Annotated in this window: 13 protein-coding genes; 9 read left to right on the forward strand and 4 right to left on the reverse strand. The window is 66.0% G+C overall.

Features of this window, described 5'->3' with window-relative positions:
* Positions 1-399: alpha/beta fold hydrolase (locus tag B1964_RS01440; protein WP_253193844.1), on the reverse strand; the 399-nt coding region annotated here is incomplete at its 3' end.
* A gap of 181 nt (positions 400-580) precedes the next feature.
* Between B1964_RS01440 and B1964_RS01445 the strand changes: the two genes are divergently transcribed.
* Together B1964_RS01445 and B1964_RS01455 are read left to right on the forward strand one after the other, a co-directional pair.
* Positions 581-1,729 (forward strand): hypothetical protein, encoded by a 1,149-nt coding sequence (locus B1964_RS01445; protein ID WP_079928513.1) that lies wholly within the window; start codon positions 581-583, stop codon positions 1,727-1,729.
* A gap of 737 nt (positions 1,730-2,466) precedes the next feature.
* Positions 2,467-3,978 (forward strand): MFS transporter, encoded by a 1,512-nt coding sequence (locus B1964_RS01455; protein WP_079928514.1) that lies wholly within the window; start codon positions 2,467-2,469, stop codon positions 3,976-3,978.
* 14 nt (positions 3,979-3,992) lie between these two features.
* On the opposite strand, the gene B1964_RS01460 is transcribed toward B1964_RS01455, so the two are convergent.
* A complete protein-coding gene (locus B1964_RS01460) occupies positions 3,993-4,985 on the reverse strand; it encodes a hypothetical protein (protein ID WP_253193845.1) in 993 nt (330 codons plus the stop codon).
* A 294-nt stretch (positions 4,986-5,279) separates the two neighbouring features.
* Here B1964_RS01460 and B1964_RS01465 point away from each other — a divergent pair, with 294 nt between their 5' ends.
* The 7 genes from B1964_RS01465 (at position 5,280) to B1964_RS01495 (ending at position 13,825) form a co-directional block, all read left to right on the forward strand.
* Positions 5,280-6,512 (forward strand): glycine betaine/L-proline ABC transporter ATP-binding protein, encoded by a 1,233-nt coding sequence (locus B1964_RS01465; protein ID WP_020172844.1) that lies wholly within the window; start codon positions 5,280-5,282, stop codon positions 6,510-6,512.
* On the forward strand, positions 6,509-7,369 hold the full coding sequence (locus tag B1964_RS01470) for an ABC transporter permease subunit (protein WP_020172845.1): 861 nt from the start codon (positions 6,509-6,511) through the stop codon (positions 7,367-7,369). The genes B1964_RS01465 and B1964_RS01470 overlap by 4 nt, the downstream gene beginning before the upstream one ends.
* Before the next feature lie 49 nt (positions 7,370-7,418).
* Positions 7,419-8,414 (forward strand): glycine betaine ABC transporter substrate-binding protein, encoded by a 996-nt coding sequence (locus B1964_RS01475; protein WP_253193846.1) that lies wholly within the window; start codon positions 7,419-7,421, stop codon positions 8,412-8,414.
* 190 nt (positions 8,415-8,604) lie between these two features.
* Positions 8,605-9,702 (forward strand): molecular chaperone, encoded by a 1,098-nt coding sequence (locus B1964_RS01480; protein WP_079928516.1) that lies wholly within the window; start codon positions 8,605-8,607, stop codon positions 9,700-9,702.
* A 66-nt stretch (positions 9,703-9,768) separates the two neighbouring features.
* Positions 9,769-11,271: a sucrose phosphorylase gene (gene gtfA, locus B1964_RS01485; protein WP_079928517.1), complete on the forward strand. Its 1,503-nt coding sequence runs from the start codon at positions 9,769-9,771 to the stop codon at positions 11,269-11,271.
* 84 nt (positions 11,272-11,355) lie between these two features.
* A complete protein-coding gene (locus tag B1964_RS01490) occupies positions 11,356-12,552 on the forward strand; it encodes a hypothetical protein (RefSeq protein WP_079928518.1) in 1,197 nt (398 codons plus the stop codon).
* Positions 12,553-12,646: 94 nt separating this feature from the next.
* Positions 12,647-13,825, forward strand: a complete 1,179-nt coding sequence (locus B1964_RS01495; protein ID WP_079928520.1) for a Fic family protein — start codon at positions 12,647-12,649, stop codon at positions 13,823-13,825.
* Between the two features lie 25 nt (positions 13,826-13,850).
* Here the strand turns inward: B1964_RS01495 and B1964_RS01500 are convergent, their stop codons facing one another.
* Positions 13,851-14,057, reverse strand: coding sequence for a DUF2945 domain-containing protein (locus tag B1964_RS01500; protein WP_079928521.1), 207 nt, complete (start codon positions 14,055-14,057; stop codon positions 13,851-13,853).
* Positions 14,058-14,151: 94 nt separating this feature from the next.
* The coding region (locus tag B1964_RS01505) for an LLM class flavin-dependent oxidoreductase (RefSeq protein WP_079928523.1) at positions 14,152-14,814 on the reverse strand (663 nt) is incomplete at its 5' end.

Below are 14,814 nucleotides of genomic sequence, written 5' to 3' on the forward strand. Positions count from 1 at the left end.
CCCCGCGGCGCCGCCGATCAGACTCGTGGTGGGGACCGGCGGCTCGTAGAGCACCAACTCGGAGAACAGGTTCGGATGCTCGGCGGCCGCACACAGCAGTGCCGTCGCTCCTGACGAGTGCCCGACCCCGATGACCGGTGCACCACTGGCCCGCGTGACCGCCGCGATGTCGCTCACCTCTCGGCTCATGGTGTGCGGCAGCGTGATCACTGCGTCTGGCTCGTAGATCCGCCGGTTCATGACCACCACTCGATGCGCGTCGGCGAGGTGCTCGGCAACGGTGCTCCACGAGTTCGCGTCGCCACCGCCGGGCGGTACAACGAGGATCGTGGGACCGACTCCGTGGACGTGCGCGGACAGGAGGTGTCCGTCGTCGGCGATCGCGGTCAGCATGGTCATACCGACAGGGTGGCGCAGGTGGCTGTCGTGGTGCTGTCGTCGGCTTACGCGCAGAGGCAAGCGTTGCAGGGGGTTGCCCGCACCTGGAGGTCGTGCAACGCTCCGCAACCCTGTCACCACCTTGTGATGCAGCTCATAGTGTTGCGGACTGCCCAACGCAGACCTCGAGGAGCGCAGTGCCATGACGATGACCACCGGTGTCGAACCGCCCGCCGACCAGCAGAATCCGGCGCCACCGCCCGGCTCCCGACGATGGCTGCTGCTCGGGGTGTCGAACCTCGTTGTCGTCGTCGTGGTCTCGGTGCTCAGCTGGTATCTGCTGGCCGATCCGACGTCGAGCCCGTGGCACTTCTATCCATTGCCGTTCAACGCCGCACTGTTCTGGGCGATTCTGTTCATCGTGTTCATCGGCTTCAACTCCGAGTTCGTGGGATTCGACCGGCTCGGCCAGCCCCTGCGCGGCATCGCCGTCCTGGTCTCGACGGCGGTCTTCGCCGTCGCCGTGACCTGGCTGCTCGGTAGCGGCCTGGGTGCGCTGTTCCCCGACTTCGCCGGTTCCCGCGCCGGCGGCATGGGCTACTTCTCGGGCGCCCTGTTCGTGCTGTTCGGGTTCGGGACGTGGGTGATGGTGGTGCTCAACTGGCAGCACTGGCCATGGACCGCGCTGGGGATGAAGCAACCGTTGATCGGACTGTGCGAGATCGCATTCGTGGCCATCCCCACGCTGGCGCTCTACATCGTCATCGGACTGCCCGCGGTGTCGTCGTCGGTGACCAATCCGATGATGTCGCTCGACACCGTGCTCGGATGGTTCTATTCGATTGTGGTGTCGGTGATCCTGACCGGACAGACACTCGACAACTGGCCGTGGAAGCTATTCGGCGGCGGCGGAAAGACGGCGCTTGCCTCGACGATCGGCAACGCCCTGCTGGGGACGGCGATCTACTTCGTGATGCTCCCGCTGGCAAAGCTGCTCGTCGGTTCGCAGGCCTCGGCCGAACTGGGCAACACCATCCATCAGTTCCCCGCACAGATCGGTGTGTGCTGGGCATTCTGGATGATCTTCTGGGCGAACGGCTTCGGCAACCGATTCGCACCCGCGGTCCGCGCGGCGCTGACCTTTGTCCTGGCCGTCGGAACCTTCCTACTCTACTACCGGTTTGCCGCCGGCAACGTCCTCCACGAACCCGCCGTCGCCTCCGGGTTGGCCGGTAACGCATTGGGATTCGTCGACTGGCTGGTCCTGTGGACGCTGATCTACGTCGTCGCATTCGAGTCGATGGGGTTGCGCCGACTGGTCGACGATCCGGAGTCGGCGGACGTGCGTTAGCAGGGAGTTCGGCCGCAGCTGAGCCCGGCCTCGCCTGTTTTCAGTCATTCTGCGAGTAGCTCCGCAGCAAAAGCCCAGGTCGCGAGGGCTGGGCTACTTTGCGAATGACTGAAAACAGGCGAGTGGTCGTGGCTGCGCCTCTGAACTGGCCATGAAGTATCGATAACGCACCAGAGATTCTTTATGCTGAATCGATGTGGCTGGGGATACTCCTCGGGGCCGGATCGCTCGCGCTACCCGCCGCCCTCCTCGCCCTGTTTGCCAGGCATCTTCGGCGCCGACAACGGCAGCGCACCCTCGGGGGTTACAACAGTGCCGTACTGGGCTACACCTACGGCGGGGGTCCCGCCTACGATCCACCAGCACGCACCGACAGTGCTGCGTGGACAACGACAATCGAGCAACACCCTCCGACGAGGAAGTCACCGCTTGACGACAGGCTGGCCGAATCAGGCTCGCCGCCGGGATGGACGAGGTACGAAACCAGCTTCGGCACAAAGGGTCTCGAGGCTCGTCGCTTGCGCTCCTCGGCACCTCGACCATCATGAGGAGACAGCAGGCGAGTCGGGACCATCATAAGAACGAGCAGGCGACTCGGGACCACCGGCGGGGAGGACGGCGAGTGGGTTGTAGCCATCGATCCCCACAGCGGCGGAGCGCAGCCGGACATATCGATCAATTCGCCCATAACGCTTGCGGATTCGCGGAAAGTGGGGACGATTACCTACGCTAAGAAAATGCCTGATCCTGCACCTGCCGGCCACAGGCCGTCGCCTCTGCACTGGGCGCACGCCCACGTCGTCGAGCGCCACCTGCATTCATTGGCCGCGCTCATCCGCCGCAAGCCTCCGCTGACACAGGAGTCGATCACTGTTGTCGACCAGCCGATGCTCAAGCGAGCGATCGGGGCGGCGGCGCTGGGAAACATGATGGAGTGGTTCGACTTCGGTGTGTACGGCTACCTCGCCGCCACGCTGGGCAAGGTCTTCTATCCGGATGCGTCGTCGAGCGCGCAGCTGCTGGCCACCTTCGCGACCTTCGCCGCGGCGTTCCTCGTGCGTCCGCTCGGCGGGTTCTTCTTCGGCCCGCTCGGTGATCGGGTCGGCAGGCAGAAGGTGCTCGCCGTCACGATGATCATGATGGCCGCCGGCACCTTCGCGGTCGGCTGCATCCCGTCCTACGGCGTCATCGGCATCTGGGCACCGATCCTTTTGCTCGTGGCGCGCATGATCCAGGGGTTCTCCACCGGCGGTGAATACGGTGGGGCCACCACCTTCATCGCGGAGTACTCCCCCGATCGCCGACGCGGATTCCTGGGCAGCTGGCTCGATTTCGGCACATTCATCGGCTACTCGCTCGGCTCCCTGATGGTGACCGTGCTCAATGCCGCGCTCGGCGACGACACGATGACGTCGTGGGGGTGGCGCATTCCGTTCTTCATCGCGGGTCCGATGGGACTGATCGGCCTCTACCTGCGGATGCGGTTGGAAGATACGCCGGCATTCCAGAAGCAGCTCGACGAACACGACGCCAAGGTCAAACAGACCGAGAGCGCCGGCCGCGAGATCGGCACCATCTTCGTTCGCTTCTGGCGACCGCTGCTGGTGTGTATCGGCCTGGTCATTCTCTACAACGTCACCAACTACATGATCACCGCTTATCTACCAACCTATTTCACCGACGTCATCGGTCGCGGCCAGCTCAGCTCCGACCTCCTGGTGTTGCTGTCGATGCTGGTGGTGGTCGCCCTGATCGTGTTCCTCGGTCGGCTCAGTGACCACATCGGCCGTCGACCCATCTTCGCAATCGGCGCGATCTTGCAAATCGTGGTCGCCGTACCGTGTTTCATCCTGTTCGGGATGGACACCATCTGGGCGCCGATCGTCGCATGCGTGGTGTTCGGCGTCATCCTGGCATGCTTCGCCGCGCCGACCGCCTCGACGCTGCCCGCCCTGTTCCCGACCTCGGTACGCTACGGAGCGCTGTCGATCGGATTCAACATCGCGGTCTCGGCGTTCGGCGGCACCACCCCTCTGGTCACCTCGGCGCTGGTGAGCGCCACCGGCAATCACCTGATGCCCGGCTTCTATCTGATCGGCAGCGGGATCGTCGGCCTGGTTGCCGTCCTGTTCCTCCGCGAATCAGCCCGACAGCCGCTGAACGGCTCACCACCACAGGTGGATACACCGGCCGAGGCCGAGCGCACCTATGCCGTGGCCCGCGAATCTGCGGCGGCGCTGAGCGCCTGATCCGGGCGCTGCTCTCAGACCGAGCAGTTCGGCGAGGTGACGTCCGCTCCGCCGGCGATCCGGCTGACGACGCCGTTGCTGATGGTGAACGAGAGTTGTCCACCGGGGACTGTGGCGAAGTATCCGGGCCGGGCGAAGGGACCGTTCTGCGGAATCGGTTGGGCGTCAGGGTATGCGGCGGTCACAGCGCTTTGCGGGTCGCCGAGTCCGACACCCTTCTCGGTGGTGACCGCAGGACCGGTGGCGCTGGTACCGGAGGCCACCACGCACCGGACGGGATCGCCGTCGACGTAGAGTTCGTTCTGCCTGTTCATGGCGGGACCGCGCGCTCCGTCGCCCTTGACCTGGAACGTCAATCCCGTTGCTGCAGCGGCTGCTTGCACCGACATGCCAACCTTGACCACCCCCAGTGACGTGGGCGTGATCGTCAGCTGATCCCCGGACCAGGCACCGGAACCCGATGCGGCAGTGCTGGTGGCGGCTGTCGATGAGCCGGTGTCGGGCGAACCCGGGTCGACGTAGTCGCCTGAGCAGATGTTGATGTAGCGGCTCGGGTCGAAGTGTTCGCCGTGCTGTGGGAAGAACCATTCGATGGCCTGATACCGCTGTGCTCCGTCGCAGGTACCGAGATTGAAGGCGACGACGGTGGCTTGTTCGGCATGTTGTTCGGCAACGATCTCACCGGAGCCTCCGTACAGGGCCGAGCCGGTTCCGGTGGCCTGCGGGCCGCCCCACGACGACCACACCACGTTGCTCACCAGGCCCGTGGGATCGCCGCCGTTGAAGATCTCCGACGGTCGGACCTCGCCGTATCCCTTTTGATAGGGGCTCCACACCTTGCCGAGCGTCGCGTTGACCACCAGTGGCGCCGCACTCGACGACGCAGTCGAGTCAGCGCCAGAACCATGCTCCCCGGAGGCCGAACCATTCACCGACGAGCACGCCGCCGTCGCGGTGAGCAGTGCCGCACAACCAAGAGTGAGCATCACCCGGGCAAGTCGCATCATGTCTCCTTGAAAGATCCTGCGGCGCAGGCTCGGAGCCTAACAGTGCGCCGCCTCTGCGGCCGGCCGATCATCCCGGGGGCGTGGCCGCGTTCGTATGTTCGGACGACAGCGCGCGGCGCCGCATTCCCCGATGTCCGACAAAACCGACAGTGCAGTCGCCGGCCGTTCATTTCCGAGTACCGCCCATGCGCCACACAGCTTCTGTTCAGGGTGACCAAAAGGGTGCCGCAATTGCCACGAGCACAGATTGTTGCGTGATGCGCAACGCCTGGGTGCCTGCTGGAAGGAGGAGAGGTGACCATCTCGCCCGAGACCGACAGCGCGACCACCGCGTCCGCAGCCGGGCCCGCGCTACGCGCCGAACATGTCTACAAGGTGTTCGGACGCCGACCCGACGAGGCCGTCAAGCGCCTCCGCGAGGGCGCCGACGCCGACGACGTGAAGGACCTCGGTACCGCCGCGGTCATCGACGCCACCTTCGATGTCGCGCCCGGCGAGATCTTCGTCGTGATGGGGTTGTCCGGATCGGGCAAGTCGACGTTGATCCGCACCCTCAACGGACTGTGGAAGCCGTCGGCCGGTTCGGTGTTCGTCGGCGATATCGATCTCGCCGCGGTGAACGACAAGCACCTGCGGCAGATCCGCCGCGACTCGATTTCCATGGTGTTCCAGCACTTTGCGCTCCTGCCGCACCGCAGCGTCCGCGATAACGCCGCCTATGCATTGCGGGAAAAGGGAATTGCCAAGGCCGAGCGGCTCGAGCGCGCCGACCACTGGCTCGAGACGGTCGGTCTGCACGGGTGGGGCGACCGTTATCCCCGCCAGTTGTCCGGCGGTATGCAACAGCGCGTCGGATTGGCGCGTGCGCTGGCCGCCGAGACCCCGATTCTGTTGATGGACGAGGCCTTTTCAGCACTCGACCCGCTGATCCGCCGGGAGATGCAGGATCAACTCGTCGAATTGCAGGCGTCCCTGGGCAAGACGATCGTGTTCATCACCCATGATCTCAACGAGGCGATGTACGTCGGCGACCGGATCGCCGTCATGCGATCCGGTCGGATCGTCCAGATCGGTTCGGCCGAACAGATTCTCACCGAGCCCGCCAACGACTACGTCGCCAAGTTCACCGCCGAGGTCGACCGCACCCGCGTGCTCACCGCCGCGTCGGTGCTGCAACCCGCGCAGGTGACACTGCCCGTCACCGCCGAACCGCAGGAGGCGATCATCGCGATGCGTCACCACCAGACCGATCGCGCCCTGGTCACCGACGACGGCCGACTGTTGGGCTATCTCACCGACGACGACATCGCCACCATGCCCGACGACCCGCCGGATCTGCGGCCACTCGTGCGCACCGACTCGCTGGTCCGGGTCAACGCTTCGACCCCGATCGCGGAATTGTTCGCTCCGTCAGCACAATCCGTGGTCCCGCTGGTGGTGACCGACGACGACGGCCGGTTGCGCGGGGTGATCCCGCGGACCAGCCTGCTGGCTGCGCTCGCCCCGCGTGAGGAGGACAACGCATGAGCTTCGTCAACCCGCGCATCCACGTCGGCGACGCCATCGAGTCCGCCTTCAATTGGCTGACCGACCATGCCGGTTGGCTGTTCGACGCCATCAAGACGGTGATCACCGGTCTCTACGATGCGTTCAACACGGTGTTGTCGAGTCCGCCGTACTACGTGATGATCGTGATCTTCGCGGCGCTGGCGTTGCTGGCCGCCGGGTGGCGGCAGGGGTGGAAGCTCGCGATCTTCGCGGTGATCGGCTTCTACTTCATCCGCGCCTTCGACCAGTGGGTCAACGCGATGAACACCATTGCACTGGTGCTGGTCTCGGTGATCATTGCGCTGATCATCGCGTTGCCTATCGGTATCCTCGCCGCCCGCAGCCGGGTGGTCTCGTCGATCGTGCGCCCCGTTCTCGACCTGATGCAGACGCTGCCCGGGCTGGTCTATCTGGTCCCGGTGATCATCGTGTTCGGCATCGGCCCCACTCCGGGTGTGGTGTCGACACTGATCTTCGCCATGCCCCCGGGTATCCGCTTGACCGAGTTGGCGATCCGTCAGGTCGATCCCGAAGTGGTCGAGGCCGGACAGGCTTTCGGCTCCAGCCCGGCCCGCATCCTCGGCCAGATCCAGATCCCATTGGCCATGCCCACGATCATGGCAGGTATCAATCAGGTCATCATGCTGGCACTGTCGATGGTCGTCATCGCCGGGTTCGCCGGTGCCGGCGGGCTCGGCGGCCAGGTCAACGAGGCGTTGCAGACGCTCAACCTCTCACTCGGTTCCGAAGCCGGTCTGGCCGTGGTGATCATCGCCGTCTACCTCGACCGGCTGAGTTCGGCGATCGGTAACCGCGGCCGCGTCGCACAACTCTGAACACCCGAGACCGTGAAGTAGGGAAAGAGGGTAGGTAGAGATGAGAAAGATGACGAGAAAGCTCGGGGTGCTCGCCGCCGTGGTGACGGTCGGCGCGCTGGCGCTGAGCGGCTGTGGTGCGTCGAACTCGAACTCCGACAGCGGCTCCGGCGGCACCACCAGCGCCACCAACGATCTCGCGTCGAAGTACGCGAATTGCTCGCTGACGCAGGGCAAGGCACCCGCGGGCAGCCTCGGCGCCGGCAACGACACCAACGTCACCATCGGTGCGTTCAGCGGATGGGACGAGTCGACGGCCACCGCCTACCTGATGAAGAACATCCTGCAACGCAACGGCTACACCGCCGACGTCAAAACCCTCGACGCGGCAGCCGCTTTCACCGCGGCGTCCAAGGGTGACGTCGACGTGCTCACCGATGTGTGGTTGCCGAGCACGCACAAAACCTACATCGACCGCTACGGCGACCAGCTCGAACCGCTCGGCTGCTGGTACGACAACGCGAAACTGACCATCGCCGTCAACGATTCGTCGCCCGCGCAGTCGATCGGCGACCTGAAATCGATGGCGTCGCAGTACAACAACACCCTCGTCGGCATCGAGCCCGGCGCCGGTGAGACCGCGATCGTCAAGGACAAGGTGATCCCGGCGTACGGTCTGCAGGATCTCACCTTCACCACCTCGTCCACCGCGGCGATGCTCGCCTCGATCCGCAAGGCCGAAGCCGACAACACCAACGTCGCGGTCACCCTGTGGAAGCCCCATTGGGCTTACTCCGCGTTCAAGATCCGTGACCTGCAGGACCCGAAGGGCGCGCTCGGCGGCAAGGAAGGCCTGTGGAACTTCGCCACCAAGGGCTTCGGTGAGAAGGCACCCAAGGCCGCGCAGCTGTTCAAGAATCTCGTCGTCCCCGACGCCGACCTGTCGGAGCTGGAAAATCTGATGACCCAGAAGTACGGCGGCAACAATCCCGACGGCGCGGTGACCGAATGGTTGTCCACGCATCCGCAATTCGAGAGCCAGATCGTGGCCGCCCAGCTCGGCTGAGCACACTGACCGATCGACGAGCGCGCCCCCGGCCGATGGTTGGGGGCGCGCTCGTGCCCAATCCGCAACCTGTCTGCCAGGCAATCCTCACGATGTCGTCAGCGGCTCACCAGGCCACAAGCGCATCGTGGATTCTGGTGAGCCACTTCCGTGCCCACCGACGTTCCACCGGCGTCTGCGGAGGTTGATCATGAGTGTGGTTGTCGGGCTTCATCTCCAATCCGACCACGTGCGCGTTGCGGTCATTCGCGACGCGTCTTCCGGCGGCCGAACGGCCACCGCCGACCGATCTGTCGGTTCCGTCCGGATCGACTCGCAGTACACCTTCCCGGCCGCGCTGCGCTGGCCCGCGCACACCGCCGCAGCCCTGCCCGATCGGCGTCACGCCGATGCCACCTACCGCCACTTCGTCGACCATCTGGGTGATCCACGTCCGCTGAGCGCACCCGGCGGTCCGGACCGTCTCGCCGACGACCTCGCCGCCCGGCTGCTCGTCGTCCTGGTCGCGCACCTCGAGGCCACCGTCGGCGAACATGTCGCACGGCTGCTCATCGCGCACCCGACCTATTGGACCGTCCCGCAGGTATCGCTGTTCCACCGCAGTCTCGTTGACGCCGGACTCGCCGACCATCGGGCGCTGCTGCTCGTTCCCGACACCGACGCCGCGCTCGAATGGGTGGACCACTGCGACGGTCTCGACCGGGCGCATAGCGTGACCGTCTGCGACCTGCGCGACGACAGCGCCGTGGTCGCCCATGCGCGTCGGCCACGCTCGGGACATCTAACGACCATCACCGCGCACCGCTTTCCCGGGTTGGGCGTGTGCCACCTCGACGACCGTCTCGAGCATCGGGTCCTGGCGAAGGCGGCGCAGGCCGGGCACCCGGTGCCGCCGCATCCGGCGCTACTCGCCCAGGTGCGAGCGCACTGCGCGGAAGTCCGAACCACGTTGCGCACCATGTCGACCCGCATGGAGGTCGTCACACCAGGTGTCCGCGGACTCGAGCAGCACGGTGTGACGCTCACCCTCGACGACCTCTACGGCCTCGCCCGCCCGCAGGCGGCGGAGATCGTGCGCGCCCTGCAGCGCTGCGGCGACACCGATCCCGGTCCCGACCACGTCGTGCTCATCGGCACCGCCCCGACGTTCCCGCTGCTCGCCGACAGCGTGGCCGCCCGGTTCGACTGTCCCGTCGTCATCCCCGCCGACGCCGAGTTCGTCTGTGCGCGAGGCGCAGCGCTGCTTGCCGCCACCTCGACGGTGGTGACCCCGATGACGCAGGCGTGAGGAGTACCACCCTCGCCTGAGCCCGATTCGCGCCGCAAATGCACGTCACCCAGTAGCGTTGGCGTCGTGCAGAACACGGTGCATCTGATTGCGTACGCGGATCGGTTCGGTGGCAGCCTCGCCGGGCTCACCGCACTCCTGCGAGGCCCCTTCGACGGTGTGTTCGGCGGGGTGCATGTGCTGCCGTTCTTCACCCCGTTCGACGGTGCCGACGCCGGATTCGACCCCGTCGACCACACCCGCGTCGACCCCCGGCTGGGGAGCTGGGCCGACATCACCGACCTCGCGACCACGCACGAGGTGATGGCCGATCAGATCATCAACCACGTGTCGGCGGACTCGGCACAGTTTCGTGACGTCGTCGCCCACGGCAACGAGTCGGACTATGCGCCAATGTTTCTCACCCTGTCGTCGGTGTTCCCGAACGGTGCCACCGAGGACCAGCTGACGGCCATCTACCGGCCGCGGCCCGGGTTGCCGTTCACGGCCATCGCGCTCGGCGGGCGCGTGCGGTACGTGTGGACCACCTTCACCGCCGCCCAGATCGACATCGACGTGCGGTCGGCGCCGGGCCGGGCTTACCTCGACTCGATCCTCGACGCGGCCACCGATGCCGGGGTGAGCGCGCTACGTCTCGACGCCGTCGGATATGCGATCAAGACACCGGGAACCTCGTGTTTCATGACACCCGAGACCATCGCCTTCATCGACGAGTTCGCGGCGAAGGCGCACACGCGGGGTGTCGAGGTCCTCGTCGAGGTGCACTCGCATTTCGCGCGGCAGATCGCCATCGCGCGCTCGGTCGACCGCGTCTACGACTTCGCTCTGCCCGCATTGGTGTTGCACACCCTGTACACCGCCGATGCGCAGGCGCTGGTTCGGTGGCTGCAGATCCGCCCCGACAACGCCGTCACCGTCCTCGACACCCACGACGGCATCGGGGTCGTCGACGTCGGACCCGACCCGGTCGAAGGTCCAGGGCTGCTCACCCCCGTGCAGGTTCACGAGCTCGTCGAGGAGATTCACCGGCGCACCGGCGGGACGAGTCGCCTTGCGACGGGCACATCGGCTGCGAATGTCGATATCTATCAGGCGAATTCGACGTTCTACGATGCTCTCGGCCGTGACGACGAGCGCTATCTGAGCGCCCGCGCGCTGCAGTTGTTCGTGCCGGGCATCCCGCAGGTCTACTACGTCGGGCTGCTGGCCGGCGGCAACGACATGGAGTTGCTCGATCGGACCGGCGTCGGCCGCGACATCAATCGTCACCACTACACGCATGCCGAGATCGCCGAGGACCTCCGCCGCCCGGTGGTCGGGGCGCTGCTGGCGTTGTGCCGGTTCCGCAACACCCATCCGGCGTTCGACGGGCCGTGTGAGACCACACTCGCCGACGGGCATCTGCGGTTGCTGCGGCGCGGACGTGCGGTGGCGGGGGCATGGGCGCGCGCCGACATCGATCTCGCGACCGGTGTCACCCAGGTGGCCTGGGGCGACGGCGATCGCGAGTGGTCAGCGCCCGTCGCCGAGCTAGCGAGCAGGTGGGGCGTGTCGTCCGAGGTGAGCTGACGCCGGCCGTTCCGAAAGTGTCGTACCCCTGCCCTATCGTCATCGGTGAAGGGAACGTCCCCTTCGCGACCGGAGGGAGAAACGATGCGCACCAATGATTTCGATGCATCCATCGACGACGCCTGGCAGGAGTTCCGCACCGAACTCGCCGCATTCCTCCGTGAGCTGACCGCCGCCGATCTCACCTGGATCGAACAGGACCCCAGCATCCCGGAGGGCCCGCACGGGCGGATCGACATCCGGTACACGCGGGCGCATCGGGTGCGGTTGACCCTAGACCCGTTCACCTTGCACACCTCCGTCGACTGCTACCGGGTCCAGGTCGGGCAACTGCGCGCACTCGGTTGGCGCCGGCTGGCCGACGGTTCCTACATTCTCGAGGGTGGACATGCCCGCGCCGACGAGATGGCCGCTGCCATCGTCAACACCTTCCGTCAGGTGTGGGAGACGGTGCATCCGACATTCCTGCGCGCGCCGTTTCTCGCCGACGAGCCGCCCCGCGTCGAGCCCACGCTGCGCGCCGGGGTCGTCCCGCACGGTCCGGAACATCTGCGGACTCTCGTCGTCTCGATGCTCAAGGAGGTCACCGGCCAACGCATCGAGGTCGACGACGACGGAGACGTCGTGTTGCCGACCGAGCCGCCGTCGTGGTTGCGGGTGTACGAGGATCTGCCGCGGTTGGTGGCGTTCGCGATGCTCACCGATTCCGTCTCCGATCCCCTCGTCGCGGCACCCTACATCGCAGCGCAACCGACCTCGCGCGACGGTATCCGGGTGATGCTGCGTCAACGGCAGGTGTTCGCGCACCGCGTCATCGACGTCACCGTGTTCTCCGGCGACAACCTGCGGGCCGGCCTGGCCGACTGGTTCGGCTTCATCGACGACGACGTGCCGCGCATCGTCGCACGCGTGCGTTCAGGCGCCGATACCGTTGGTGTGGAAGCGAATTCGCCGGCCGAAGCCGAGGATTCGGATCCGTTGCCGGACACCCTGCTGGCGGTGCTGCAACTCGACACCGACAACGCGGTGCTCAGTCCCCGCGAGATCGCCCAGATCTGCGGGTACGACCGCTCGGAGATGCTGCAGTTGATCCGCACGTGTGAGGAGCAGTATCTGTCGTGGGCGCAGTCCGCCGAGGAGGCCGACGATCCGGAGGAGGCGCAGGCGTGCCGCCACGAGGAGCAGGGCTGGCGGGTGACCACCGACAAGTTCCGTGCCGCCCTGCGGGTGGTGGTCCTGCCCGACGACGAGCCGCGGCCCCGGATGCGTCCGGCTGGGTGAGGGTAGGTCTCTCCTTATTCTCACTTAGCAGATAAGCGAGAGTATGGTGGGCGCATGTTCTCAGCTATTTCGTTCAGATAGGTGAACGTCGCGAATGTGGCCGGCCATCGACTATGAGTACCTCGACTGGACACCGACAATTCCGGCCGAGTTGCTCACGCGTGCGCAGCGGGACCGTCATCGCGGATACTACCGCGCCGCCGTCGTGCCGCTCATCGCCGACAAGACTCCGGCTGTCCCGGCGCCGCTGGCGACACTGGTATCCGAGGCAAGTGCGATGATCGCCCGTTTCGACGCCGAGTTCGGCAGCGAGATAGCGTCGTTCGCCACCATCCTGCTCCGCTCCGAGTCTGCCTCGTCATCCCAGATCGAAAACCTCTCGTCCGGCGCAAAACAGATAGCCCTCGCACAGCTCGGGAGCACCGAGAAGCGCAACGCGACCGCCATCGTCGGCAACGTCGCTGCGATGAGCGCGGCGATAGCGCTGGCCGACCGATTGGACGCCGACACCATTCTTGCCATGCATCGCGCACTGCTCGAGAACCACGATCCGGCGATCGCCGGCGCCTGGCGCACCGATCAGGTATGGATCGGTGGCTCGGGAGTGGGTCCACACGGCGCCGACTTCGTAGCCCCCGCCGCGCGATACGTGCCCCAACTCATCGATGATCTGCTGATTTTCGCGCGCCGCACAGATCTGCCGCCACTGCTCGCCACCGCAATCGCACATGCCCAGTTCGAGACGATCCACCCCTTTCCGGACGGGAACGGACGCACCGGTCGGGCGCTGGTGCAGTCCATGTTTCGCCACCACGGAATGACCCACACCGTCACGATTCCGGTCTCGACAGGACTACTCGCCGACACCGGACACTATTTCGCCACCCTCGATGCGTATCGCGAAGGCGATGTCGTCCCCATCATCGAGACGATGGCCAACGCAGCGATGTCTGCGATCGCGCAAGCAACCGACCTGGTGTCGGAGCTTCGGCGAATCCGCAGTCACTGGAGCGATATCGTCCGGGTTCGTGGTGGGTCATCGGCTCAACGGCTTCTCGATGTTGTTCTGCGCCAACCGGTCGTGGACACCAAGACGGTGGCCGGCGAGCTCGGCATCTCGCCGACAAATGCCGGCCGGGCCATCGCCCCGCTCGTGGAGGCCGGTGTACTGGTGGAATTCACCGGCTTCCGGCGTAACCGGATGTGGCAAGCCATCGAGGTGACAGCAGCACTCGATGACTTCGCGGCGCGGGCGATGCGGCGCCTGCAGTAATGCTGCGAGTACGTCGTGGCGATCGCTACTTCTTCTTCGTCAGCGACGACTCCTTGTGTGCGGCTTTCGCTCCGGTCTTGTCGGATTCGACGATCCAGTAGGGCTCGTCATCGGACGCGTTGAACTTCTGGCCCTCGAACGTGAACGGGGAGGTGCGTTTCTCGCGAGCCGTGCCATGTGTGGTGCCCTGCGAGGTGTTCCATTCGACGATGTCGTTGGTGGTGATGGACATGAGCCGAGGATGGTCCGCTCATTGGGCGCCGTCACCGGAGAGGCTGAGGTTGATGCGCAGTCGACACCCCGGCGAGCATGTGGTCACGCGCCGGTCACGTCAGGCGGAAGTCCTCGGCCACCTCGGCGGCTCGGTGCAGTTGGTCGGGGTCGGCGCTGGTGGGAATCAGCTGGACCTCGTCGGTTCCGATGTCGGCGAACGCCGTCAGCACCGCCCGCAATTCGTCCTCGGTCCCGGCCCAGCCGGTGGTCGGGGCCATCGCGTCGACGAACTCCGCCGGTATCCAGTTCATGTAGCGACGCAGGTGTCGGTGGATCTGTGCGCGCGGCGCGTCGCCGTCGCCGAAGGCGAACCAGAACGAGGTGGCCAGGTGCGGCGGCGGCCTCCCCGCGTCGGCCCACGCGGTACGTGCGATGTCGAAGAGTTCGCGTTGCCGCGTGAGATCGAGGTCGAGGGTCACCCCGGCGACACCGGACGCCCAGGCGGCGGCGCTGCGGATGGTGGCCGGACCCGTTGTCCCGACATGTAATTCGGGACCGCCGGCCTGGACGGGCGACGGCCCGACCGGTCGGGTGGCGCCGGTGAGGTTCTCCCCCGCCCACACCAAGCGCATTATCTGGGCACGTTCACCGAGGACGCGCATACGTTGGGTGGCGAGGTCGGCGCCCACGGCGCGATAGTCCTCGTGGCGGCCGCCGATACCCAGGCCCACGGTGAGCCGGCCGCCGCTGAGCATGTCGCCGGTGGCCAGTGCCTT

Origin of the sequence: Gordonia sp. i37 (assembly GCF_002043085.1) — a bacterium.
Lineage (GTDB): Bacteria > Actinomycetota > Actinomycetes > Mycobacteriales > Mycobacteriaceae > Gordonia > Gordonia polyisoprenivorans.

Bases quoted from the DNA above. Each gene is read 5' to 3' on its own strand.
- B1964_RS01445 (WP_079928513.1), top strand. From the start codon at position 581: ATGACGATGACCACCGGTGTCGAACCGCCCGCCGACCAGCAGAATCCG.
- B1964_RS01455 (WP_079928514.1), top strand. From the start codon at position 2,467: ATGCCTGATCCTGCACCTGCCGGCCACAGGCCGTCGCCTCTGCACTGG.
- B1964_RS01460 (WP_253193845.1), bottom strand. From the start codon at position 4,985: ATGATGCGACTTGCCCGGGTGATGCTCACTCTTGGTTGTGCGGCACTG.
- B1964_RS01470 (WP_020172845.1), top strand. From the start codon at position 6,509: ATGAGCTTCGTCAACCCGCGCATCCACGTCGGCGACGCCATCGAGTCC.
- B1964_RS01475 (WP_253193846.1), top strand. From the start codon at position 7,419: ATGACGAGAAAGCTCGGGGTGCTCGCCGCCGTGGTGACGGTCGGCGCG.
- B1964_RS01480 (WP_079928516.1), top strand. From the start codon at position 8,605: ATGAGTGTGGTTGTCGGGCTTCATCTCCAATCCGACCACGTGCGCGTT.
- B1964_RS01490 (WP_079928518.1), top strand. From the start codon at position 11,356: ATGCGCACCAATGATTTCGATGCATCCATCGACGACGCCTGGCAGGAG.
- B1964_RS01495 (WP_079928520.1), top strand. From the start codon at position 12,647: ATGTGGCCGGCCATCGACTATGAGTACCTCGACTGGACACCGACAATT.
- B1964_RS01500 (WP_079928521.1), bottom strand. From the start codon at position 14,057: ATGTCCATCACCACCAACGACATCGTCGAATGGAACACCTCGCAGGGC.